This window comes from Amycolatopsis sp. NPDC000009 (assembly GCF_055563465.1).
This window is the reverse complement of record NZ_JBVHDI010000008.1, coordinates 33925-55125: the sequence shown is the minus strand read 5'-3', so window position 1 is coordinate 55125 and position 21201 is coordinate 33925. Positions and strand designations below refer to the sequence as shown.

Genomic DNA, 21201 nt, shown 5'->3' with positions numbered 1-21201 from the left:
GCCCATGTCTGAGCCCAACTCCACTGAGGACAGCCAGGGCACCGCTCCACCGGGCCGGACCGGCAAGCGCATCGCCGGCGGCATCTTCCTGATCCTCGCGTCGATCGCCTTGTTCTACACAGGGGTCGACGCGATCGCCGATCCGGACGGCGTGATCTCCCGTTCGTCGAATTCGTCGCGCAGCCCGGACACCGAGGCCGAGGCGAAGATCGGCGGCTTCATCCTTTTCATGTTCGGGATCACGGTGCTGGGCTTCGGCATCGGGATGATCGTTTCGAAGGGACCTCTCTTCGCGAAGAGAAAGGACTGATCCTCAGAGACCGACCTTGGACGGGTGCGCCGCCAGCGGCGTGACCGCGATGGCCATGTACGGGAACAACGGCAGACCGGACAGCAGGGTGTGCAGCTCGTCGTGGTCCGCGACGTCGAGGATCGAGAAGTTCGCGTACTCGCCCGCGATCCGCCAGAGATGCGGCCACTTGCCTTCGCGCTGAAGCTTTTGGCTGTACGCCTTTTCGCGGGTGATGAGGTCGGTCCGTTCCGCCGGATCGAGATCCGTCGGCAGGCGGACGTCCATGCGCACGTGATAGAGCATCGATCACTCCGAAGTGGATACCGGTCAGGGACGTTCGGGGTCGAGGACGAAGCCGTACTCGACGGTCTCGCCATCACCCGAGGGATGCGGGTCGAGCACCAGTTCCGGTTTGACCGCCGAAGCGATGTCGTCTTCGTTGTGCTCGTCGCCGGGGAAGTACAGCTGGGCGGTGAGCAGCTCGTGGCCCGGGGCCGAGACCTTGACGTGCAGATGCGCCGGACGCCACGCGTGCCAGCCCGCCGCGGCGATGAGCTTGCCGCAGGAGCCGTCGGTCGGGATCTGGTACGGCGCCGGGCGCACGGTGTGGATCTCGAAGCGGCCATCGGCGTCGGCGGTGAAGCTCGCGCGCAGGTTCCACTCCGGGATGCCCGGGGCGAACTGGGAGTAGAAGCCGTCCGCGTCGGCGTGCCACAGCTCGACCTTCGCGCCGCTCAGCGCCGTGCCGTCGGTGGAGGTGACCCGGCCGGTCCAGACGAGCGGTGTGCCGGGCTCGTCCTCCCGCATCGGGACCGGACCGCGGGCTCCCTGCTCGGGCGCGCCGGGCACGTAGTACGGCCCCTCGATGGTGCCCTTGTTGCCCTCGCGGTGCTCGGTGGCGACCTCCTCCACGACGTGCTCCACCCAGACGTCGAGGAACAGCGGCCACTCCCCGTCCTCGCCGACGCCGATCAGCCACGACTTGAGCGCGTTGTACTCGTCGTAGGTGACCTTGTGCTTCCGGATCGTGTCGTGCACGGCTTCCAGCACCTCGCGGGCCAGCAGGCTGACCCGCTCCTTGGGTGTTCCGGCGACGCCGGCGAACTTGTCGCTCTTGAACCGTTCGGTCGCGTTGGCGCCGGACGCGGCCGCGGTGGCCGACTCGTGGATGGCGGTCATGAATCCTCCTTGATTCGTGGTGGGCGTCAGTGGTCCTGGCGGTAGCGCCGGAGCTTCCCGGGATCGATTTCGGCGCCGAGACCGGCACCGGGGCGGACGGTGAGTTCGCCGTCGACGACCCGCAACGGCTCGGTGAGCAGGTCGTCGCTCATGTCGAGGAAGTTCGAGAGCTCGCCGGGACGGCGGGACGTCAGTTCGTAGGCCGAGCCGAATGCGACCGTGCACAGCGAGCCGAGCTGGCCGTCGATCTGGTTGCCCATCACGACTTCCAGGCCGAGTCCTTCGGCGAGGTGATGGGTGCGCTGCGAACGCGTGAAGCCGGTGCGGGCGGTCTTGATGCTGATCGCGGTGGCGGAGCCGCCGAGGATCTCGCGGGTGACGTCGGCCGGGGTCACCGCGGATTCGTCGGCGATGAACGGCACGTCGAGCTGCCGCACGAGCCAGCGCCTGCCGAGGACGTCGTCGGCGGGGCACAGTTCCTCGGCGAAGAGCAGGCCCAGGTCGGCCATCTCCCGCATCGCCCGCGCCGATTCGGCGGCGGTCCAGCCGCGGTTCCCGTCGACGTAGAGATCGACGGCGTCGCCGAAATGCTCCCGCAGCGCGCGCACGACGGCGGTGTCGAGCGACGCCGGGCGACGGCCGACCTTGACCTTGAAGGTGGTGATGCCGTGGGTGTCGCGCATCCGCTCGGCCTCGGCGACCATCGCCGACGGCTCGTCGAAACCGAGCATGTGGGACACGCGCATACGGTCGGTGTAGCCGCCGAGCAGTTCGGTGACCGACACGTCGAGACTGCGCCCGAGCGCGTCCCAGATGGCCATGTCGATCGCGGATTTCGCGGTCGGGTTGCCGACCGTGCGGGCGAGCCTGGTGTGCACCGTTTCGCGGTCGAGCAGGCTGAGGCCGGCCACCTGCGGGGCGAACAGGGAGTCGATCACCGCGATGATCCCCGCCTGCGTCTCGCCGTAGGTGAACGGCCGCGGGGGCGCCTCGGCCACGCCGACGACACCGTTGTCGGCGTGCACCCGTACGAGGACGTGCTCGGCGACGTGCACCTCGCCGGACGCGAACTTCAGCGGTTTCCGGTACGGGATGGCGAACGGGATCGCCTCGACTCGCGTGATCTTCATCAGGTGCCCTCTGTGGTGGGGAAGACGTCCTCGAGCGCGTCGAGGACGGTCGTGACGAGCGGGGACGGGGTCTCGCGGTGCCACGCCAGCGCCAGCTCCACGGTCGCCGCTCCGGTGAGGTCGCGGAACACGACACCGGCCAGGGGCAGCGCCCTCGCCGAGGCGGGCACCACGCCGACCCCCAGGCCGCCGGCGACCAGCGCCAGCAGGACCGCGGTCCCGGATGCCTCGTGCAGCTGATGGGGCGTGAGCCCCGCCTCCCGGCAGCTGCGGGCGACGGCGTCGTACACGACGGAGTTGCGCCGGTCGTAGGTCACGAGCGGTTCGGTCCGCAGATCCGTCATCGCGACGGCGGGTTCGGCGGCCAGCCGGTGGTCGGCGGGGACGGCGAGGACCAGCGGCTCGCTCTCGATCACCCGGAATCCGATGTCGTCCCCGGTGACCGGCGGGCGGAGCACCCCGATGCCCAGCGTCCCCGCGCGCAGGCGCTCGCACTGCTCGGCGGTCAGGAGATCGGCGCGGATCTCCAGCTCCACGTCCGGCACCCGCTGGGCGAGCGCCCTGGCCAGCAGCGGCAGATGGGAGAAGGCCGCGGTGCCGGTGAAGCCGACCCGGAGCAGGCCTCGTTTCCCCTCGCCGATCCGGCGGACCCCGCGGACTCCCACGTCCAGCCCCGCCAGCACTCGCCGGGCTTCGGCCAGGAAGAACTCACCCGCCGGTGTCACGCGGACCTGGCGGGTCGTCCTGGCCAGCAGGACGACGCCGAGTTCCTCCTCCAGCTGGCGGATGGTGTGCGAGAGCGCCGGCTGCGCGACGTGGAGCCGCTCGGCCGCCCGGCCGAAGTGACAGGTCTCGGCGACGGTGACGAAGTAGCGCAGGTGACGAAGTTCCATGAGACGCCTCCCTCCGTTGCCTCTGCCGCCGATCCGTCCACGGTACGAAGCGGAATCATCGAAGACAAAGACTTGGTTCCGGTCTATTGATAAACCGTATTTATCAATCGCACCCTAGCGCGGGCAGGCGAGCTTGCCGTGCTGCCGGGGACGCGTCGCGAAAGCCACTTTCGCGGCACCGCGGCGCCTGATGCGGCCAAGGATGTCGCAGGTACCTACGTGGCTTCCGGCCGCGGGCTGGTCGCAACCCGGTCCGTGAAGGCCTCCTCGAGGGACTCTGGGTCCCTCAAGGAGGCCTTCACGGACTCGATGATCCCCACACGCTGCCCGCAAGTTTCACCCTTTGTCGAGTACGTGAAGGACCCCTTCTCGTACCTAGGCGCAAGGAAGGGGTCCTTCATGTACCGCAGCGAGGAGCGAGCGGCTCAGACTCCAGGAGGGCGGAAGCGATTGATTCGTCAGCCCGGATGAACTTTCCCGTCGCTCTCGTCGTTCCGCACGAATCGGTGGCGCCGGTCCCCGGCATAGCATCCCGGGAACTGCGGCCGACGCTTCCCGGACACGAGGTGGAACATGGCGAAACTTTCCGAAATCGACGCCTGGTTGGACGAGAACCTTTCCGCCCTGCTGGCCGAACACCGGGTTCCCGGTGCGGCCGTCGCGGTCCTCGCCGGCGGCGAGGTGATCGAGCACGCGGCGGGCGTGCTGAACAAGGACACCGGTGTCGAGTCCACAGTGGATTCGGTGTTCCAGATCGGCTCGATCACCAAGGTGTGGACGACGACGCTGGCGATGCAGCTCGTCGACGAGGGCCTCCTCGATCTCGACAAGCCGGTGCGGAGCTACCTGCCGGAGTTCGTCCTCGCCGACGACGACGCGGCCTCGCGGATCACCGTCCGGCAGCTGACCTGCCACACGTCCGGTTTCGAAGGCGACATCTTCACCGACACCGGTGTGGGCGACGACTGCGTGGAAAAGCTGGTCGCGACGCTGTCGGACGTGCCCCAGCTGTTCCCGCCGGGGGAGATGTTCTCCTACAACAACGCCGCATACTGCGTGCTCGGCCGCGTCGTCGAGGTGCTGCGGGGCAAGTCCTACGACGACTGCCTGCGTGACCATCTGTTCGCCCCGCTGGGCCTGACGCACGCGGCCGCCGGGCCGTACGACGCGATCCGGTACCGCGCCGCGATCGGGCACCTCGCGCCGGAGCCGGACGGCGACCCGCGCCCGGCCGGGATCTGGGCACTGACCCGGTCGAACGCCCCCGCCGGATCGATGCTCTCGATGCGCCCGCGCGATCTGCTCACCTTCGCGCGGATGCACCTGTCCGAGGGCAGGGCGGACGACGGCACCCAGGTGCTCCGGCCGGAAACCGTGCGATCGATGTGGGAACGCCAGGTCGAGCTGCCCGACCTCGGCCTGCTGGGCGGGGCGTGGGGTCTGGGCTGGATGCTCTTCGACTGGCCGGGCGGCCCGGTGATCGGTCACGACGGCGGCACCATCGGCCAGTCGGCGTTCCTGCGGGTGGTCCCGGGCCGCAACGTCGCGGTCGCCCTCCTGACCAACGGAGGCCAGACGCTCCACCTGTACGCGGACATCTTCCGCAAGGTGCTGGGCGACCTCGCCGACGTCGAGTTTCCCGCCCTGCCGGAGCCGAACGCCGCGGCGGCCCCGGCCGACCCGTCCCGGTACGTCGGTGAGTACTCGTCGCGGGTGGCCGACACCGTCGTCACCCAGGACGACGACGGCAAGCTGTGGATCGAGCGGGTGCCGAAGGGGGTCATGGCCGACACAGGCGGCGAAGCCGAGAAGACGGAGTTGCTGGCGTACAAGGGTGACACGCTCGTCGCGGCCTACCAGGCGCAGCCCGGTCTGCACATGCCGCACGCGTTCGTCGGCGACGACGGGAACGGCCGGGCGCTGTACCTCCACACCGGGCGCGCCGACCGGCGGGTGAGCCGGTGACCCGGATCGCCGACGAGATCGAGGCGGTCTTCGCGGCCGCCGGGGCACGCGGATTCGTGCACGCGCGGGAGGTCGGCGTCTCCGACGGCCCCGAAGTCGCGGTGGGCGCGGACGATCCGGTCGTGCTCGCGTCGGTGTTCAAGATCCCGGTCGCCCTCGCCTACGCCGGGGAAGTGGTGGCCGGACGGCTGGACGAGACCGAGCGGACCCGGGTCACCGCCCGGTACCGGATCGGCGGGATCGGTACCGCGGGCTGTGCGGACGACGTCGAGATGAGCTGGCGCGACCTGGCGCATTTCATGCTGACGATGAGCGACAACGCCGCGACCGACGTCGTCTACCACCGCGTCGGGCAGGAGGCCGTCGACCGGGTGCTCGCCGATCTCGGGCTCGCGAGGACGCGGTTGATCGGCTGCTGTGAGGACCTCTTCGCCTCGGTGATCGCCGATCTCGGCGCGAAACCGGACGACGACCTGGAAGCCGTCTTCGCCGCCGCCACGCCGGAACAGCTGTGGAAGCTCTCGGTGCTCGATCCGGAGCGCACGACGTCGTCGACGCCGCGGGAGATCACCGCGCTGCTGGACGCGATCTGGACCGACCGCGCGGGCGACCCGGCCGCCTGCGAACGCGTGCGGAAGACCATGGCGCAGCAGATCTGGCCGCACCGGATGTCGTCCGGTTTCCCCGCGGGGGTGGCGATCGCGGCCAAGACCGGGACGCTTCCCGCCGTTCGCAACGAAGCGGGTGTCGTGTCCGATGTGGACGGTCGCCGGTACGCCGTCGCGGTGTTCACCCGCGCCGAATCCCTCGCCGACCGTTTGCCCGCGGTCGACGCCTCGATCGGCACGGCGGCGCGCCTTGCCGTGGACCACCTTCGCGCACTTTCCGTCGAATCGTAGGAGAACCGCATGAAGACAGCTCGGCTCACCGCCGCCATGGCGGGCGTGGTGGCCTTGACCGTGAGCGCGTGCGGGGGGACGTCGCAATCCGGACAGGACCGGACCGCGAATCAGAAACTGACCGACGGCAAGACCTTCACGATGGGCCTGGCGACCGATCCGGGGACGCTCGACCCGGCCGTCACCGTGCTGTCGATCGCCAGGCAGATCGGGCGGTTCCTCTACGACGGCCTGATCCACCTCGACTCGGCGGGCAAACCGGTCGCGGGGCTGGCGGAGAAGTGGGACGCCACGACGACCACGGCGAACTTCACCCTGCGCGACGGGGTGAAATGTGCGGACGGGTCGCCGCTGACCGTGCGGGACGTGGCCGCGAACATCAACCACGTCGGTGATCCGGCGACCAAGTCCCCGCTGACCGGCGTCAGTGTCAAGGTGGGTACGAAAGCGGTCGCCGACGACGCCGCCAGGACCGTCACGGTCACCAGCGGAGCACCGGATTCGTTCCTGCTGCGCAACGTGGCGGGGGTGCCGATCGTCTGCGCCAAGGGACTGGCGGACCGGGCGTCCGTCGCGAAGGGCGAGCACGGCACCGGCATGTTCACCATGACCGAGATCGTGCCGAACGACCACTACACCCTCACCCGGCGCAAGGACTACACCTGGGGCCCCGGGGACTGGAAGAGCGAACAGCCGGGACTGCCCGAAAAAGTGGTCTTCCGGGTCGTGCCGAACATGACGACGACGGCGAACCTGCTGCTGTCCGGGGAACTCAGCGCGGCGCAGGTGACCGGACAGGACCAGCAGCGGCTGCGGTCGCAGAAGTTGTTCCACGCCGACATCGTCGTGCCGATGGGCGAGATCTTCTTCAACCAGGCGCCCGGCAGGCCCGGTCAGGACGAGGCGGTGCGCCGGGCGCTGACCCAGGCGCTCGATCTCGGCCAGATCGGCAAGGTGCTCACCACCGGCACCGGGCAGCCCGCCAAGGGACTCGTCACCGGAGAACCCCTGGCGTGCCCGGGCGATTCGGTCAACGGCAAGCTGCCCGCCTTCGACGTCGCCGCCGCGAAGGCCGGGCTCGACGCCGCGGGGTGGACGCCCGGCGCGGACGGAGTGCGGGCCAAGAACGGGAAACGGCTCGCGCTCACCGTCGTCTACGGCACCCAGGTCGGGCCGACGATGGTCTCGGCCGCGGAGCTGATCCTGCAGTCGTGGAAGAACATCGGGGTGGACGCCACGATCAAGGCCGTCGACGGTCCCGGTACCAGCCAGGTGCTGTTCGGCACCGGTGAGTGGGAGGTGTCGCTGGCGCCGCTGAGCTTGGTCCTGCCCAGCCAGGCCGTCCCGTTCGTCTCCGGCGCGAAACCGCTGGAGGGCACGAATTTCGGGCATATCGACAACCCCCGGTACACCGAGCTCACGGGCAAGGCGTCGGCGCAGGCGGGCGAATCCGGTTGCGGTGACTGGCTGGCCGCCGAATCCGCGCTGTTCGAACGGCTCGACGTGGTGCCGTTCGTGAACTCGACCGTCCCGACCTTCGCGAACGGTGCGCGGTTCGAGATGAACCAGGGTCAGATCCTGCCGTCGTCGATCCGGATGTACTCCTGATGACGAGCGCCGTCGCGACGGCGGGTCCGGGAAGCAGTCCTTGGCTGTCGTTCGGGATCCGCCGGCTCGGCCGGTTCGCGGTCTCGCTGTGGGTGCTGGTCACCACGGCGTTCCTGATGATCCAGCTGATCCCCGGCGACCCCGTCCGCGCGGCGCTCGGGCTGACCGCGCCCGCCGAGCTGGTGAACGCCCGGCGGGCCGCGCTCGGCCTCGACGACCCGCTGTGGAAGCAGTATGCCGACTATCTCGCCGGTCTCTTCTCCGGCGACTGGGGAACGTCGATGACCACCGGGGTGCCGGTCGCGGACGTCATCGGCGACCGGCTCCCCGCGACCCTGGAGCTGGCGTTGCCCGCCTTCGCGGTGGTCATCGCGATCGCGATCCCGCTCGGCCTGCTGTTCGCCGTGCTGACCAGGGGCGGCCGCCGTCGCGGCGGGGAGCTGGCGTTCACCTCGACGACGGTCCTCCTGGCCGCGATCCCGGAGTTCCTGGTCGCGGTGGCCCTGGTGGCGTTCTTCGCGGTCCGCCTCGGCTGGTTCCCGGTGGCGGGCAGCGAAGCGCCGGGCGCGCTCGTGCTCCCGGTGATCGCGCTGGCGCTCGGTCCGGCGTCGGTCCTCTCCCGCATCGTCCGCGTGGAGACGCTTTCCGTACTGGGCAACGATTTCATCCGCACGGCACGGGCGAAACGCCTGCCCGCGAGGCTGGTCTACCTTCGGCACGCGCTGCCGAACGCGCTGACCGCGACCCTGACCATGGGCGGGCTGATGCTGACCGGGATGGTCGCCGGGACGGTGCTGGTGGAGAACGTGTTCGCCTGGCCGGGGCTCGGGTCCACCATCACGCAGTCGATCCTGCAGAAGGACTATCCGCAGGTCCAGGGAATCGTGCTCGTCTACGGCATCGGTGTCCTGCTGGTGAACCTGACGGTGGACGTGCTGCTGGCCGTCCTCGATCCGCGTTCGACGATCCGGGAGAACTGAGATGGCGAATCCGCGCGGGGCGAAATGGCTCGGGGCGCTGCGCACCCCGCTGGGCGCGTCCTCGGCCGCCCTCCTGGCATTGGTGATCGTGCTCGCGGTGCTGGCGCCGATCCTGTGGCAGGACAAGGCTTTCGAGATCGACACGAACGCGATCGCCCAAGGACCGTCGGCCGCGCACTGGCTCGGCACCGACGACCTCGGCCGCGACATCCTCTACCGCGTGCTGGTGGCGACCAGGCTGTCGATCGTGCTGGCGCTGCTCGCCACCGCGCTCGGGGTGGTGACCGGGCTCGTGCTCGGCACGCTGCCCTCCGTGCTGCCTCGTCCGCTCGCCCGGCTGGTGATCGCGGCGGTCAACATCGCGGTCGCCTTCCCAGGATTGCTGCTGGTGTTGTTCTTCTCCGTCATCTTCGGCGTCGGAACGCAGGGCGCGGTGCTGGCGGTCGGGTTCGCGCTGGCCCCGGCGTTCGCGCGGCTGGCACAGACGATGGCCGCTTCGGTGGCCGGACGGGATTTCGTCGCGGCGGCCAGGATCTCCGGCGTCGGCCGGATCCGGCTGTTGTTCCGGCACATCCTGCCCAACATCGGCGAACCGCTGGTGGTCAACGCGACCATCGGCGCCGGCGGGGCACTGCTCGCCTTCGCCGGGTTGTCCTTCCTCGGCATCGGCGTGCAGGCCCCGGAATACGACTGGGGGCGGATTCTCGGCGAAGGACTCAACGGCATCTACGTCAACCCGGCGGCCGCGCTGGCGCCCGGTGTCGCGGTAGTCCTCGCGGGGCTCGCCTTCAACCTGGTGGGGGAGACCGTCGCCGGGGTGATCGGTGTGCGCACGGGGCTGCGGAAACTCGCGCCGCGGCCGGTCGCTCCGGCCAGGGACGACGCCGCGGAGACCCCGGACGACGCCGTCCTGGTCGTGGAGAACCTCCAGGTCGCGTTCCCGAACCCGGCGGGCTGGACCGTTCCGGTGCGCGGAGTGGGTTTCACCGTCCGTGCCGGTGAGGCGATCGGTGTCGTCGGCGAGTCGGGCTCGGGCAAGAGCCTGACCGGGCTGGCGGTGTCGCGGCTGGTCGAAGCGCCGGCCGTGGTCACCGCGGACAAGCTCGAATTCGCCGGGAAACCGTTGCTGACGACCCCGGAACGGGAGTCGCGCGGTCTGCTCGGCACTTCGCTGGCGATGGTGTTCCAGGACCCGATGACCTCGTTCAACCCCACCAGGCGGATCGGCCGCCAACTGGCCGAAGTCGCCGAGCAACATCAGGGACTCCCGCGGGCCAATGCCTTCGCGCGGGCCGTGGACCGGTTTCGCGCGGTGCGGATCCCCGCCGCCGAACGGCGGGCACGGCAGTATCCACACGAGTTCTCCGGCGGGATGCGGCAGCGTGCGATGATCGGCATGGGCCTGATGGGCGACCCGAAGCTCATCATCGCCGACGAGCCGACCACCGCGCTGGACGTCACCGTGCAGCGGCAGCTGCTGCGCCTGCTGGCGCGGACCAGGGCCGAACGGGACACCGCGATCATCCTGATCAGTCACGACATCGCGGTCGTTTCTCAGACGTGCGAACGGATGCTGGTCATGTACGCGGGCCGGGTGGTGGAGGATCTGCCGACCGCCGGGACACCGCGGCATCCGTACACGCGGGCCTTGCTGGCCGCGACACTCGATCTGGAGACCGATCGCGACGCGCCGCTCGCGGTGATCCCCGGCCGTCCGCCGGAACCCGATCGGGTGCCCACCGGCTGCGCTTTCGCCGACCGGTGCCCGGCGGTGACCGATCGGTGCCGTCTCGAAGACCCCGCGCTGGAGCGCGTGGAACCCGGGCATCGCGTCGCTTGCTGGTATCCGGCGCCGCTTTCCCCGCCTGTCAAGGAAACCGTGACCGCCGGAGGTGCGGAGTGAGCGATCTCGTCTTCGACGCGGTGAGCGTGCGCTACGGCGGCAGGCGCGGGCTCACCGCCGTCGACGGAGCGGAGCTGACCGTCCCTTCCGGACAGGTCGTCGGGCTGGTCGGTGAATCAGGATCGGGGAAGTCGACGCTGGCCCGCGCCGCCGTCGGGCTCTCGCCGATCAGCTCCGGACGGGTCCTGCTGGGTGGCGTGGACGTCCGCGAGCTGCCCCGCCGTCCGCCGCTGCAGATGGTGTTCCAGGACCCGTATTCCTCTTTGGACCCCCGGATGAGCATCGGCGAATCGATCACCGAGGCGATCCCGCGCGGCGTCCTCCCCGGACGCGCGGCACGCCGCGACGAGGTCGCCCGCCTGCTGGAACTGGTCAATCTCGATCCCGAACGCGCCGGCCACCTGCCTGGGCGGCTCTCCGGTGGCCAACGGCAACGGGTGGCGCTCGCCCGCGCGCTGGCCGGACGGCCCGAAGTGCTGATCGCGGACGAGATCACCTCCGCGCTCGACGTCTCGGTGCAGGGCGCGGTGCTCAACCTCGTCCGCTCCGTGCAACGGCGGCTCGGCCTGTCGATGCTGTTCATCTCGCACAACCTCGCGGTGATCCGCTACCTCAGCGACATCGTCGCCGTGATGTACCTCGGCCGGATCGTCGAGATCGGCCCGGCCGAACAGGTCCTCACCGATCCACGGCATCCGTACACGCGTGACCTGCTCGCCGCGGCGCCGTCGGCGACCACCCCGCTGCTCGGCACCGGGCCGGACGACGTGCTCGCCGACGCCGAACCCGCCGACCCGCACCATCCGCCCAGTGGGTGCCGCTACCACCCACGCTGCCCGATCGGCCCGCTCGTGCGCGCCGATCGCGAACTCTGCCTTCAGGTGGATCCCGTATCCGACGCGGCGCCCCGGCGGCACTCGGCGGCCTGCCACTTCAGCGAAAACGAGCTCACGACCTCCAGAGGAGCAAGCGCATCATGACCCGACGTCTCGGTCTCGACGACCTGTACGACATCGCCGTCCCCAGCCAGCCCTCGCTGTCCCCGGACGGTGAGCGGATCGTCTACGTCCTGCGCACCGCGGACCGTGACGAAGACCGGAACGTGCACACGCTCTGGGAGGTCGGCGCGACCACCGGCGAAGCCCGGCGGCTCACCCGCGGAACCGCCGACATGGCCCCGAAATGGGCGCCGGACGGCACGCGGGTCGCGTTCCTCCGCGCCCAGGACGGGCCGCCGCAGGTGTGGTTCCTGCCGTCGTCGGGCGGGGAGGCCGAGCAGGTCACCGAACTCCCGCTCGGGGCGGGCGCGCCGGTCTGGAGCCCGGACGGCGGCAAGATCGCCTTCTCGGCCGCGGTCGACCTGGCAGGCGGGGAAGCCGCGCCGAACGCGCCGGTGGTGGCCGACCGGCTGGACTTCAAGGCCGACGGCGCCGGGCTGATCAAGACCGTCCGCAAGCATCTGCACGTCCTCGACGTCGCCACGCGCGAAGTCCGGCAGGTCACCTTCGGCGATTGGCACGCCAGTGACCCGGCCTGGTCGCCCGACGGGACGCACCTCGCCTTCTCGTCCGGTCAGGACGGCGACGCCGACCTGACCTTCCGTTCCGGTGCCTACGTCCTCGACGTGACCGCGAAGACCGCCGAGCCGCGGCTGGTCGGCTCGGGCGAAGGCATGGCGGGCACGGTCGGCTGGACCGCCGATGGCGCCGCGTTGCTGGTGGTCGGCCGGGCCGACACCGAGGTCGGTCATCTCGGGTTGTGGCGTGTCCTGCTCGACGGCGGGGACCCGGTCGAGCTGACCGCGTCCCTGGACCGCAACGTGATGGCCGGTGGCCCCGGCTACCCGGGGGCCCTTCCGCAGCCGACGGAGGACGGCGCCGTGTTGTTCGGCGTCCGGGATCGCGGCTGCACTCATCTGTACGAAGTGGACGGTGGGAGCCCGCGCGCGGTACTGGCGGGCGCGGATCGCGTGGTGTCCGGAATGGACATCGCGGCCGGGCGGGTCGTGGTCGTCCTGGCCACCGGCGATTCGTTCGGCGAGGTCACCGTCGTCGACCGGGCCACCGGCGCCGTCGACGTGCGCACCAAGCACGGCGCCTCCGTGGCCGAGGTCGAGCTCTTCCGCCATGAGGAACGAGAATTCACCATCGGCGACGGCACCGTCGTCCACGGCTGGCTGCTGCGGGACCCGGCGCGATCCGGTGCCGCGCCGCTGCTGCTCGACATCCACGGCGGACCGCACAACGCCTGGAACGGCGCGGCCGACTCGATCCATCTCTATCACCAGGCGCTCGTCGCGCGGGGCTGGGCGGTGCTGCTGATCAACCCGCGGGGCAGCGACGGCTACGGCGAGGACTTCTACATCGCCGCCGTCGGCGGATGGGGCGTCGCGGACGCGGCGGACTTCCTGGAGCCGTTGGATCACCTTGTCGCCGAAGGGATCGCCGACGCGGACCGGCTCGCGGTGGCGGGCTACAGCTACGGCGGTTTCATGACCTGCTACCTCACCAGCCGCGACAGCCGGTTCGCCGCCGCTGTCGCCGGTGGCGTGGTCAGCGACCTGACCAGCATGGGCGGCACGTCCGACGCCGGGCACTACCTCGCCGTCGGCGAACTCGGCGGTCCGGCGTGGGACAGGGCCAACGAGCGGTTCTCGCCGTTCGCCCAGGTCGAGCGGGTGCAAACGCCCACGCTCGTCATCCAGGGCGCGAAGGACGACCGGTGCCCGGTCGGGCAGGCCGAACAGTGGTTCGGCGCCCTGCGCGCACGGGGCGTCCCGTCCCGGCTGGTGCTGTACCCGGACGCCTCGCATCTGTTCATCCTCGACGGTCCGCCGTCGCACCGGCTCGACTTCAACCGGCGCGTTCTCGAGTGGGTCGAGCAGTACACGGCGCCTGCCGACGGACCGTCACGGGTGCCGATCGAGGCCGCGCACTGGCGGCGACGGCTGGCCGAACTGGCCCGCAAGCACCGCGTTCCCGGCGCGGCTCTCGGCATCGCCCGGGTCGGGGAAGACGCCGAGGTACTCGCTTCCTACGGCGTGCTGAACACGAAGACCGGGGTCGAGGTCACCGAGGACTCGGTGTTCCAGATCGGTTCGATCTCCAAGGTGTGGACCGCGACCGTCGTGATGCGGCTGGTCGACGAAGGGCTCCTCGAACTGGACGCGCCGATCGCGGACGTCCTGCCGGAACTGCGGCTGGCCGATCCGGGCGTGGCCGGGAAGGTCACCATGCGGCACCTGCTGACGCACACCAGCGGTATCGACGGCGACGTCTTCACCGACACCGGCCGCGGCGACGACTGTCTCGAACGCTACGTCGAAGTCCTCGACCAGGCCGCGCAGAACCATCCTCTCGGCGAGACGTTCTCCTACTGCAACTCGGGTTTCGTGGTCATGGGCCGGGTGATCGAGAAGCTCACCGGGCAGACGTGGGACGCGGCGATGCGGGAGAAACTGTTCGCCCCGCTCGGTCTCACCCACACCGTGACCCTGCCCGAGGAGGCCTTGCTCTTCCGGGCGGCCGTCGGTCATGTCGCCAATGGAGACGAGGACCCGGCGCCCGCACCGGTCTGGGGACTGCCCCGGAGCATGGGGCCCGCCGGGCTGATCACCGCCACGGCGAAGGACGTGCTCGGCTTCGCACGGCTGCACCTCACCGGCGGGCTGACCCCGGCGGGGGAACGGATCCTGACGACAGACTCCGCCACCGCGATGGCCGCGAAGCAGACCGAGATCCCCGACAAGCACTCGCTCGGCGACTCCTGGGGGCTCGGCTGGATCCGCGACAACTGGGGCGGGCAGCGCGTCATCGGCCACGACGGCAACACGATCGGCCAGTCGGCGTTCCTCCGGCTCCTGCCCGATCAGGGGCTCGCGATCACCCTGCTCACCAACGGTGGCAACACCCGGGACCTTTATGTGGAGCTGTACCGGGAGATCGTCGCCGAACTCGCCGACGTGGCGATGCCCCGGCCGCTCGAACCGCCGTCGACCCCGGTCACCGTCGACGGATCGCGGCACGTGGGCATCTACGAACGGGCGGGTGCGCGGATGGACGTACTGGCCGACGGGGAAGGATTGCGGTTGCGGCAGACCGCCACCGGGCCGCTAGCCGAACTCCTGGCGGAGAAGACGCAGGAGTTCGATCTGGTCCCGGTGACCGATTCGCTGTTCGTCTGCCGTGAGCCAGGGACGCGGACGTGGATGCCGGTCACCTTCTACACGCTGCCGACCGGTGAGCAGTACATGCACTACGGCGTGCGCGCGACGCCGAAGACGGCCTAGCTTCAGCTGTCCGTGAAGGCCTCCTTGAGGGACCCAGGGTCCCTCAAGGAGGCCTTCACGGAACTCCGACAGCACTCCGCGGCCGACTGTCCACTGGGGACAGTTCTTTGGCGACAGTGCCCGATTTGGGCGTTTTGCGGAGGGGTCGTGAGTGTTCAGGAGGGTTAGAACCCTCTTTCTCACTCACGACCTTCACCCGTTGAGTAAGCCGAACCGCAGTTCTGCCCTCCAGCGACTGTGCCGGGAACCTGACCGGTCAGCCTTGTGGACTTCCCGCCGGACTCCGCGGCCATGATTCACCGGCCTTCTCTCGGGTACCCGAAGATCGAAAGCGGAACCGACGAGACAGGAGATACCGTGCACACTTCAACGCTTCGCCAGGTCACCGTGCGCGAAGGGCCGTTCGCGTCGGTCTACTTCGACAACTCGCACGACACCGAGGACGCCGCCGCCCGACTGGACCTGCGCTGGCGTTCGATCCGCGAACTGCTGGCCGGCGAGGGTGCCGAAGAGCGGACGCTCACCGCGCTCGACGCGGCGGTGGCCGCCGCGCCGCCCTCGGCGGGCAGGGCCGGGCGTGCCCTGGTCGCGGCGGGAGGTGAGGTCGTGCTCGACGAGGAGCTCGTGGAGCCGCCGCTGCGTGAGGTCGCCCGGGTCGCGCCGCAGCCGTATCTGCTTCCGCTTCTGCGGCTCGCACCGGCTGTCGTGCCGCATGTGGTGGTGGTCGTCGACAAGACGGGCGCCGATCTCTACGCGGTCGGCCAGGACGGTGCGGAAGAGCGGACCGTCGAGGGCGAGGACCACCCCGTGCACAAGGTGCGCGGCGGCGGCTCGGCCTACTGGAACATCCAGCATCGCGTGGAGGCCGTCGCCGAACGCAACGCCGCGGAGGTCGCGCGGGAGGCGGTCAGGCTCGCCGGCTCCATCGGCGCCGAGGTGCTCGTGCTCGCGGGCGAGGTGCAGGCGCGGGCGCTGGTGCGGGCCGAACTCCCGCCGCGAGGAACGGAGAAGGTGGTCGAACTCGAAGAAGGCGGCCGGGCGGCTGGGAGCGCGCCGGAGGCGCTCGAAGCCGAGGTCCGGCGCGTGCTGGCAGAGCACGCGGAACGCCGTCGCCAGGACGTCATCGACCGCTTCCGCGCCGAACAGGGTCGCGACGGTGGCCTGGCGGTGGACGGGCTCGAGCGAACTACGGCGGCCCTGCGGTCGGCCGCCGTCGAGACGCTGGTGATCGACGGTGAGTCACTGGCCGATCGGCTCGTCTGGGTCGCGAGCGACCCGACACAGGTCGCGACCACGAAGGAGGACCTCGACGTTTCGGGGACCGCCGCTGAAGCTCTCACCCGGTGTCGCGCGGACGAAGCGCTTCCGGCCGCCGTGCTGGCCGAAGGCGCGGAACTCGTCCCCGTCAGCGGTGAGGGCCTGGCCGAGGGCGTCGGCGCCGTCCTGAGGTTCCCGATCTGATTCAGCGCGCGGCGGTGCCGTCGCCCCCTGACGAGCCCATATGGTGCGCTGCTCAGGACGTGGCGACGGCGTCGCGCGCCTTCTCGCCGCCGGCGACCGCGCTTTCCCGTGCGCAGTGGGCGCAGCAGAAGAACCGGTCCTCCACCTGGATCCCGTGCCCGACCACGCGGCATCCGCAGTGGTCGCAGATCGGCGCGAGCTGGTGGATCGCGCATTCGAAGGAGTCGAAGGTGTGCCTCGCACCGTCGACGGTGTGGATCTCGAACGTCTTCTCGTACTCGTTTCCGCAGACTTCACAGGCGGTCATCGGGCATCCTCCTCGGATTCGGGTCAGCCGTATCGGTGGGCTACCCGGCCCGGTGCCCTGGCAATCCCGGCCGCATACATGAAACGGGGTGAAAAGGGGTAATCAACGGGTGGTGATTCGCATGGAGCGACCAGGCCCGATCCGCTGGGTGCAGTACGTCTATGGGCGGCGGTTGCCCGAGCGATACCGGGAGTGGGTGCTGCACGACGCGACGTCGCGCACGTGGCTGCTGCGCTTCGCTCTCCGTATCTGTTTCGAGGCGCTGCCGTGGCTCGTGGCCGCGTTCGTGCTCCTGGTGACGCTGACGCCCTTGCCGGTGGCGCCGGTGCTGGGCGCGCTCATGCTGAGCCTGTTCCTCGCTCTGTTCTTCACGATGACCAGCGCCGACGAACTGGCCGAGGTCCGGCTCGGCAAACACGGTTTCCCTCGCGGCACCGGCAAAGCGGTGCGGTCCGCCCGGGGAGGCGCGGGCAGCTGGCCCTGAGGGCCCTAGCCCTGAGCCGGGTCACCCGGGACGACCAGGCCCGATTCGTAGGCGAGCACGACGAGCTGCGCGCGGTCGCGGGCGTGGAGTTTGGTCATGGCGCGGTTGACGTGGGTCTTCGCGGTCAGCGGGCTGATCACCATGCGGTCGGCGATCTCGTCGTTGGACAGGCCCCGGGCGACCAGGGCGACGGCTTCGCGTTCGCGGTTGGTCAGTTCCTTCAGTCCGCCGCTCGTGCCGGTGCCGGGCGGCAGGGTGACGTACCGGTCGATCAGCTTGCGGGTGATCGACGGCGCGAGCAGGGCGTCACCCCGCGCGGCGACGCGGACGGCGTGCAGGAAGTCTTCGGGTTCGATGTCCTTGACCAGGAATCCCGCCGCGCCCGCGCGCAGCGCGTCGAAGACGTACTCGTCCAAGCCGTAGTTGGTCAGGATGACGACGTGCACGCCGGCCAGGGCCGGATCGGCGGCGATGCGCCGGGTCGCCTCGATACCGTCGACCACGGGCATCTGGATGTCGATCAGCGCGATGTCGGGCAGATGCTTTCTGGCGAGCGCCACGCCGTCGCTCCCGTCGGAGGCTTCGGCGACGACCTCGATGTCGTCCTCGACGTCGAGCAGCGCGCGGAAGCCGCTGCGGAGAAGCGGCTGATCGTCGACGAGCAGGACACGGATCATGACGTTCGCTCCACGGGCAGTTCGGCCTGGACGGAGAATCCGCCCGGGTTTCGGGGTCCGGCGTGGAGACTGCCGCCCAGGGCGGTGACCCGTTCACGCATCCCCAGCAGGCCGACGCCGGGAACCGGTTCGGTGTCCGGCGTGGCCCCGCCGTCGTCGTCGACCCGGATGGTGAGCGCACCGGGGCGGTGGTCGATCCGGACGGACGCGGTCGTGGCCGCGGCGTGCCGGGCGATGTTGGTCAGCGATTCCTGGACGATCCGGTACGCGGTGCGGTCCACCGCCACGGGCAGGTCCTGCCGCCGCCCTTCGACGACGAGCGTCGCGTCCAGGCCGGTCGCCTTCGCGCGTTCCACCAGATCGGGTATCCGGTCGAGCCCGTGCGGCGGGTTCGTTCCGTCGTCACGCAAGGCCTCCAGGGTCGCCCGCAGTTCCCGGGTCGCCTCACGACCGGCTTCGCGGATCGCCAGCAAGGATTCCGGCACCGGTTCACCCCGTTTGGTCGCCAGGTGGACGGCGACTTCCGCCTGCACCTTGATGACGGAGATCTGGTGGGTGAGCGAATCGTGGAGCTCCCGCGCGATGTGCAGGCGCTCCTCGTCGGCCCGCCGCCGCGCGGTCTCCTCGCGGGTGCGCTCGGCCTCGTCGGCCCGGCGTTCGGCCTGTCGCAGCGCTTCGCCCGCCGCGCCGGCGGCGATCAGCCAGGCCAGCTGAAGCGCGTCCCGGCTCTGTGCGAGCGCATCGCTCACGGTGACGGCGTTGGCGGTGGCCAGGAGCACGAGCGGGAGCGCGGCGATCATGAGCAGCGATCCCACGACGGCGACGATCCGGTGACCGGCCCGGACGGCCGCGTAGACCGCGACCAGGTAGGCGACGACAGGGACATCGAAGCCGAGGGCCTGGTATCCCAAGGCGCAGACCCCGGTCACGGCCAGCACCGTGATCGGCGCCCGGCGGTGGACGACGAGCACCAGGCCACCGGCGACCAGCAGCACGTGGCCCAGCGGGCCGAAGCCGGTGGTGGAGTCCGCCCTGGACAGCTCCGTGACCAGCAGGATCGTCGTCACCCCCACGGCGATCGCCCAGTCCCAGACTCTGCTCATGCGTGCACCCTAGCCAGCCGCCCGCGCCGGCGACTCCTTCGCGTGGACGATCCCGGGACTACCGCGCACGCAGTAGTCCCCGCGTTCCTACCGCGTCGGCGGCAGCCCGGATTGCCTGCGTTCACCGGACGTCCTCGGCGGTCCCGGCGGACACCATCAAGGGATATTCGGCCATCGAACGAAGGAATGCCCCATGTCGGTCCATCTGCTGTCCGAACCGCTCGCCGCCGCCTACCTGACCTCAGGGCGTCTCTGGTCCCTGGTGGCCGCGCTGGCGGGGGTGATCGGGGTGATCGCCGGAGGCCTTGCCCTCGCGCGCACCGCCCGGCGCGGTGCCGTCGTGGCGTTGACGGCGGGGCTGCTGGGCATGGCGGGCGGTGGTTACGTCGTGGCCGCCGCCCAGGGTGGTCCCGGCACCGGCTACGGAATCGTGGGCGGGTTCATCGCACTGGTGATCGGGTCGCTCGCCGCGATCCTCGGCTGGCTCGCCCTGTCACGCGCCCGCCGCGCCGTCTGAGTCGACCGTCCACAAGGGACACTGCTTTCCGGCTACGGACTGGGCAAGCGGGAAGCTCAGTGATGCGCCGGGTAGCGGGCGCGAAGTTCGTCCGCGGTCTTGCCTTCGGTCAGTTGGAGGAGGTACGCGTCCACCGGGGCGTGGGAGCTGAGTTCGGTGAAGTTCCGGTGGGCGATCGCTTCGACCTCCTCGCGACCGGCGGGAAAGCGCTCGGTCAGCGCGTCGATCAGTTTCCCGAGGTTTTCGTCGCTGGGCGGCAGGTGTGGCGGGTCTGCGGTCACCGCACGACGATAACGGTCCCGGGCGCCGAGGTCTAGATATATCAACCTGCATTGATGTACCTTCGGCGGGTGGAGACCGTCGAGATGCCGCCGCCGTTCGTGCGGCTGGCGAGCGATCCGCTGCGCTGGCGGCTGCTGCGCGAGTTGTCCCACGGCGACCGCCGGGTGCGCGAGCTGGTGGAACTGGTCGGGCAGCCGCAGAACCTGGTGTCCTACCACCTGCGCAAGCTGCGAGCGGCGGAGCTGGTCAGGGCGCGGAGAAGCAGTTTCGACGGTCGGGACACCTACTACCACCTGGACCTGGGGCGGTGCGCGGACGCGCTCGCCGAGGCGGGGAGTTCACTGCATCCCGCTCTCGTGCCGAACCCGGCGGGCGCGAAAGCCACCGGTTCCCGGATCAAGGTGTTGTTCGTGTGCACCGGCAACAGCGGACGGTCCCCGATGGCCGAGGCGCTGCTGCGGCACCGGGCCGGTCCGCTGGTCGAGGTGGCAAGCGCGGGCAGCAGGCCGAAACCGCTGCATCCGGACGCCGTGCGCGTCATGGCCGAGCTGGGCATCGTGCTCGACCACGATCCGTCCCCTGTGGACGGTCTCCGGAACAGGCGTTTCCATTGGGTGATCAGCCTTTGCGACCGGGTCCGCGAGGTCTGCCCGGAGTTCCCCGGACATCCGCGCGTCGTCCACTGGAGCCTGCCGGACCCGGCGAAGGAAATCGACGACGCGGGCGAGACCTATGCGGCGTTCCGTCGTCTCGCCGCCGAACTGGACCGCCGGATCGGGTTCCTGACCGCCCGGCTCGGTGTGAAGAACCCGAACGACGAGGTGAAGAGGACATGACTTCGGACCTGGTGAGTGTGCGTTACCTGGTCGACGACGTCGAGGCGGCCGTCGAGTTCTACACCGGGCACCTGGATTTCACGGTGCGCTCGAGTGTGCTGCCCGCGTTCGCGGACGTGGTGCGCGGGAATCTCCGGTTGCTGCTCAGCGGTCCGGCGAGTTCGGCTGGCCGTCCGATGCCGGACGGCACGAAACCGGCGCCGGGCGGGTGGAACCGCATCCACCTCGTCGTCGGCGACATCGACGCCGAAGTCGCCAGGCTGCGTGCGGCGGGCGTCGGGTTCCGCAGTGACGTCGTGACCGGGCCGGGCGGCCGTCAGATCGTGTTCGACGACCCGGCAGGCAACCCGGTCGAACTGTTCCAGCCCGCGTCCCGGTGACCCCGCGCGACGAGCAG

21 protein-coding genes are annotated in these 21201 nt (G+C 70.2%); 13 read left to right on the top strand and 8 right to left on the bottom strand.

The window, feature by feature from the left end:
• Positions 1–4: 4 nt before the first annotated feature.
• Positions 5–310, top strand: coding sequence for a hypothetical protein (locus tag ACZ3HL_RS22270; protein ID WP_465533274.1), 306 nt, complete (start codon positions 5–7; stop codon positions 308–310).
• Positions 311–313: 3 nt separating this feature from the next.
• On the opposite strand, the gene catC is transcribed toward ACZ3HL_RS22270, so the two are convergent.
• Genes catC through ACZ3HL_RS22250 form a run of 4 tightly spaced genes read right to left on the bottom strand, consistent with a single transcriptional unit; the run spans position 314 to position 3494 of the window.
• Positions 314–595 (bottom strand): muconolactone Delta-isomerase, encoded by a 282-nt coding sequence (catC, locus tag ACZ3HL_RS22265; RefSeq protein ID WP_465533272.1) that lies wholly within the window; start codon positions 593–595, stop codon positions 314–316.
• A 24-nt stretch (positions 596–619) separates the two neighbouring features.
• Entirely contained in the window at positions 620–1471 is an 852-nt protein-coding gene (catA, locus tag ACZ3HL_RS22260; protein WP_465412746.1) for a catechol 1,2-dioxygenase, read from the bottom strand.
• A 26-nt stretch (positions 1472–1497) separates the two neighbouring features.
• Positions 1498–2601 (bottom strand): mandelate racemase/muconate lactonizing enzyme family protein, encoded by a 1104-nt coding sequence (locus ACZ3HL_RS22255; RefSeq protein ID WP_465533270.1) that lies wholly within the window; start codon positions 2599–2601, stop codon positions 1498–1500.
• The gene (locus tag ACZ3HL_RS22250) at positions 2601–3494 is read right to left on the bottom strand and encodes a LysR substrate-binding domain-containing protein (RefSeq protein WP_465533268.1); all 894 of its coding nucleotides are present in this window, start codon (positions 3492–3494) and stop codon (positions 2601–2603) included. The genes ACZ3HL_RS22255 and ACZ3HL_RS22250 overlap by 1 nt, the downstream gene beginning before the upstream one ends.
• Before the next feature lie 573 nt (positions 3495–4067).
• Here ACZ3HL_RS22250 and ACZ3HL_RS22245 point away from each other — a divergent pair.
• The 8 genes from ACZ3HL_RS22245 to ACZ3HL_RS22210 all read left to right on the top strand — a co-directional run bounded on the left by ACZ3HL_RS22245 (position 4068) and on the right by ACZ3HL_RS22210 (position 16598).
• On the top strand, positions 4068–5459 hold the full coding sequence (locus ACZ3HL_RS22245) for a serine hydrolase domain-containing protein (RefSeq protein ID WP_465412749.1): 1392 nt from the start codon (positions 4068–4070) through the stop codon (positions 5457–5459).
• Positions 5456–6358: a serine hydrolase gene (locus tag ACZ3HL_RS22240; RefSeq protein ID WP_465533266.1), complete on the top strand. Its 903-nt coding sequence runs from the start codon at positions 5456–5458 to the stop codon at positions 6356–6358. Before ACZ3HL_RS22245 ends, ACZ3HL_RS22240 begins: the two co-directional genes overlap by 4 nt.
• A gap of 9 nt (positions 6359–6367) precedes the next feature.
• Positions 6368–7966: an ABC transporter substrate-binding protein gene (locus tag ACZ3HL_RS22235; RefSeq protein ID WP_465533264.1), complete on the top strand. Its 1599-nt coding sequence runs from the start codon at positions 6368–6370 to the stop codon at positions 7964–7966.
• Positions 7966–8946 (top strand): ABC transporter permease, encoded by a 981-nt coding sequence (locus ACZ3HL_RS22230; protein ID WP_465412752.1) that lies wholly within the window; start codon positions 7966–7968, stop codon positions 8944–8946. The genes ACZ3HL_RS22235 and ACZ3HL_RS22230 overlap by 1 nt, the downstream gene beginning before the upstream one ends.
• Before the next feature lies 1 nt (position 8947).
• Positions 8948–10849 carry a dipeptide/oligopeptide/nickel ABC transporter permease/ATP-binding protein gene (locus tag ACZ3HL_RS22225; RefSeq protein ID WP_465533262.1) on the top strand — a complete coding sequence of 634 codons (1902 nt, stop codon included), beginning with the start codon at positions 8948–8950 and terminating at the stop codon, positions 10847–10849.
• On the top strand, positions 10846–11829 hold the full coding sequence (locus ACZ3HL_RS22220) for an ABC transporter ATP-binding protein (RefSeq protein ID WP_465533260.1): 984 nt from the start codon (positions 10846–10848) through the stop codon (positions 11827–11829). The genes ACZ3HL_RS22225 and ACZ3HL_RS22220 overlap by 4 nt, the downstream gene beginning before the upstream one ends.
• A complete protein-coding gene (locus tag ACZ3HL_RS22215) occupies positions 11826–15137 on the top strand; it encodes a serine hydrolase (RefSeq protein WP_465533258.1) in 3312 nt (1103 codons plus the stop codon). The genes ACZ3HL_RS22220 and ACZ3HL_RS22215 overlap by 4 nt, the downstream gene beginning before the upstream one ends.
• Positions 15138–15494: 357 nt before the next feature.
• Entirely contained in the window at positions 15495–16598 is a 1104-nt protein-coding gene (locus ACZ3HL_RS22210; protein ID WP_465533256.1) for an Rv2629 family ribosome hibernation factor, read from the top strand.
• Between the two features lie 52 nt (positions 16599–16650).
• Here the strand turns inward: ACZ3HL_RS22210 and ACZ3HL_RS22205 are convergent, their stop codons facing one another.
• Positions 16651–16905, bottom strand: coding sequence for a Prokaryotic metallothionein (locus ACZ3HL_RS22205; protein ID WP_465412757.1), 255 nt, complete (start codon positions 16903–16905; stop codon positions 16651–16653).
• Between the two features lie 121 nt (positions 16906–17026).
• Here ACZ3HL_RS22205 and ACZ3HL_RS22200 point away from each other — a divergent pair, with 121 nt between their 5' ends.
• Positions 17027–17389 carry a DUF5313 family protein gene (locus ACZ3HL_RS22200; protein WP_465533254.1) on the top strand — a complete coding sequence of 121 codons (363 nt, stop codon included), beginning with the start codon at positions 17027–17029 and terminating at the stop codon, positions 17387–17389.
• 5 nt (positions 17390–17394) lie between these two features.
• On the opposite strand, the gene ACZ3HL_RS22195 is transcribed toward ACZ3HL_RS22200, so the two are convergent.
• Together ACZ3HL_RS22195 and ACZ3HL_RS22190 are read right to left on the bottom strand one after the other, a co-directional pair.
• Complete coding sequence (locus ACZ3HL_RS22195) at positions 17395–18066, bottom strand: response regulator (RefSeq protein ID WP_465533252.1); 672 nt, start codon at positions 18064–18066, stop codon at positions 17395–17397.
• Entirely contained in the window at positions 18063–19169 is a 1107-nt protein-coding gene (locus ACZ3HL_RS22190; RefSeq protein WP_465533250.1) for a sensor histidine kinase, read from the bottom strand. The genes ACZ3HL_RS22195 and ACZ3HL_RS22190 overlap by 4 nt, the downstream gene beginning before the upstream one ends.
• 193 nt (positions 19170–19362) lie before the next feature.
• Here ACZ3HL_RS22190 and ACZ3HL_RS22185 point away from each other — a divergent pair, with 193 nt between their 5' ends.
• The gene (locus tag ACZ3HL_RS22185) at positions 19363–19686 is read left to right on the top strand and encodes a DUF6223 family protein (protein ID WP_465533248.1); all 324 of its coding nucleotides are present in this window, start codon (positions 19363–19365) and stop codon (positions 19684–19686) included.
• 56 nt (positions 19687–19742) lie between these two features.
• Here the strand turns inward: ACZ3HL_RS22185 and ACZ3HL_RS22180 are convergent, their stop codons facing one another.
• Positions 19743–19967: a hypothetical protein gene (locus tag ACZ3HL_RS22180; RefSeq protein WP_465533246.1), complete on the bottom strand. Its 225-nt coding sequence runs from the start codon at positions 19965–19967 to the stop codon at positions 19743–19745.
• A gap of 54 nt (positions 19968–20021) precedes the next feature.
• Here ACZ3HL_RS22180 and ACZ3HL_RS22175 point away from each other — a divergent pair, with 54 nt between their 5' ends.
• The gene (locus ACZ3HL_RS22175; RefSeq protein WP_465533244.1) at positions 20022–20804 is read left to right on the top strand and encodes an arsenate reductase/protein-tyrosine-phosphatase family protein; all 783 of its coding nucleotides are present in this window, start codon (positions 20022–20024) and stop codon (positions 20802–20804) included.
• Entirely contained in the window at positions 20801–21184 is a 384-nt protein-coding gene (locus tag ACZ3HL_RS22170; protein ID WP_465533242.1) for a VOC family protein, read from the top strand. The genes ACZ3HL_RS22175 and ACZ3HL_RS22170 overlap by 4 nt, the downstream gene beginning before the upstream one ends.
• The last annotated feature ends 17 nt before the right edge of the window (positions 21185–21201 follow it).

Bases quoted from the DNA above. Each gene is read 5' to 3' on its own strand.
- ACZ3HL_RS22270 (WP_465533274.1), top strand. From the start codon at position 5: ATGTCTGAGCCCAACTCCACTGAGGACAGCCAGGGCACCGCTCCACCG.
- catC (WP_465533272.1), bottom strand. From the start codon at position 595: ATGCTCTATCACGTGCGCATGGACGTCCGCCTGCCGACGGATCTCGAT.
- catA (WP_465412746.1), bottom strand. From the start codon at position 1,471: ATGACCGCCATCCACGAGTCGGCCACCGCGGCCGCGTCCGGCGCCAAC.
- ACZ3HL_RS22255 (WP_465533270.1), bottom strand. From the start codon at position 2,601: ATGAAGATCACGCGAGTCGAGGCGATCCCGTTCGCCATCCCGTACCGG.
- ACZ3HL_RS22250 (WP_465533268.1), bottom strand. From the start codon at position 3,494: ATGGAACTTCGTCACCTGCGCTACTTCGTCACCGTCGCCGAGACCTGT.
- ACZ3HL_RS22245 (WP_465412749.1), top strand. From the start codon at position 4,068: ATGGCGAAACTTTCCGAAATCGACGCCTGGTTGGACGAGAACCTTTCC.
- ACZ3HL_RS22235 (WP_465533264.1), top strand. From the start codon at position 6,368: ATGAAGACAGCTCGGCTCACCGCCGCCATGGCGGGCGTGGTGGCCTTG.
- ACZ3HL_RS22230 (WP_465412752.1), top strand. From the start codon at position 7,966: ATGACGAGCGCCGTCGCGACGGCGGGTCCGGGAAGCAGTCCTTGGCTG.
- ACZ3HL_RS22225 (WP_465533262.1), top strand. From the start codon at position 8,948: ATGGCGAATCCGCGCGGGGCGAAATGGCTCGGGGCGCTGCGCACCCCG.
- ACZ3HL_RS22215 (WP_465533258.1), top strand. From the start codon at position 11,826: ATGACCCGACGTCTCGGTCTCGACGACCTGTACGACATCGCCGTCCCC.
- ACZ3HL_RS22205 (WP_465412757.1), bottom strand. From the start codon at position 16,905: ATGACCGCCTGTGAAGTCTGCGGAAACGAGTACGAGAAGACGTTCGAG.
- ACZ3HL_RS22200 (WP_465533254.1), top strand. From the start codon at position 17,027: ATGGAGCGACCAGGCCCGATCCGCTGGGTGCAGTACGTCTATGGGCGG.
- ACZ3HL_RS22195 (WP_465533252.1), bottom strand. From the start codon at position 18,066: ATGATCCGTGTCCTGCTCGTCGACGATCAGCCGCTTCTCCGCAGCGGC.
- ACZ3HL_RS22190 (WP_465533250.1), bottom strand. From the start codon at position 19,169: ATGAGCAGAGTCTGGGACTGGGCGATCGCCGTGGGGGTGACGACGATC.
- ACZ3HL_RS22185 (WP_465533248.1), top strand. From the start codon at position 19,363: ATGTCGGTCCATCTGCTGTCCGAACCGCTCGCCGCCGCCTACCTGACC.
- ACZ3HL_RS22175 (WP_465533244.1), top strand. From the start codon at position 20,022: ATGTACCTTCGGCGGGTGGAGACCGTCGAGATGCCGCCGCCGTTCGTG.
- ACZ3HL_RS22170 (WP_465533242.1), top strand. From the start codon at position 20,801: ATGACTTCGGACCTGGTGAGTGTGCGTTACCTGGTCGACGACGTCGAG.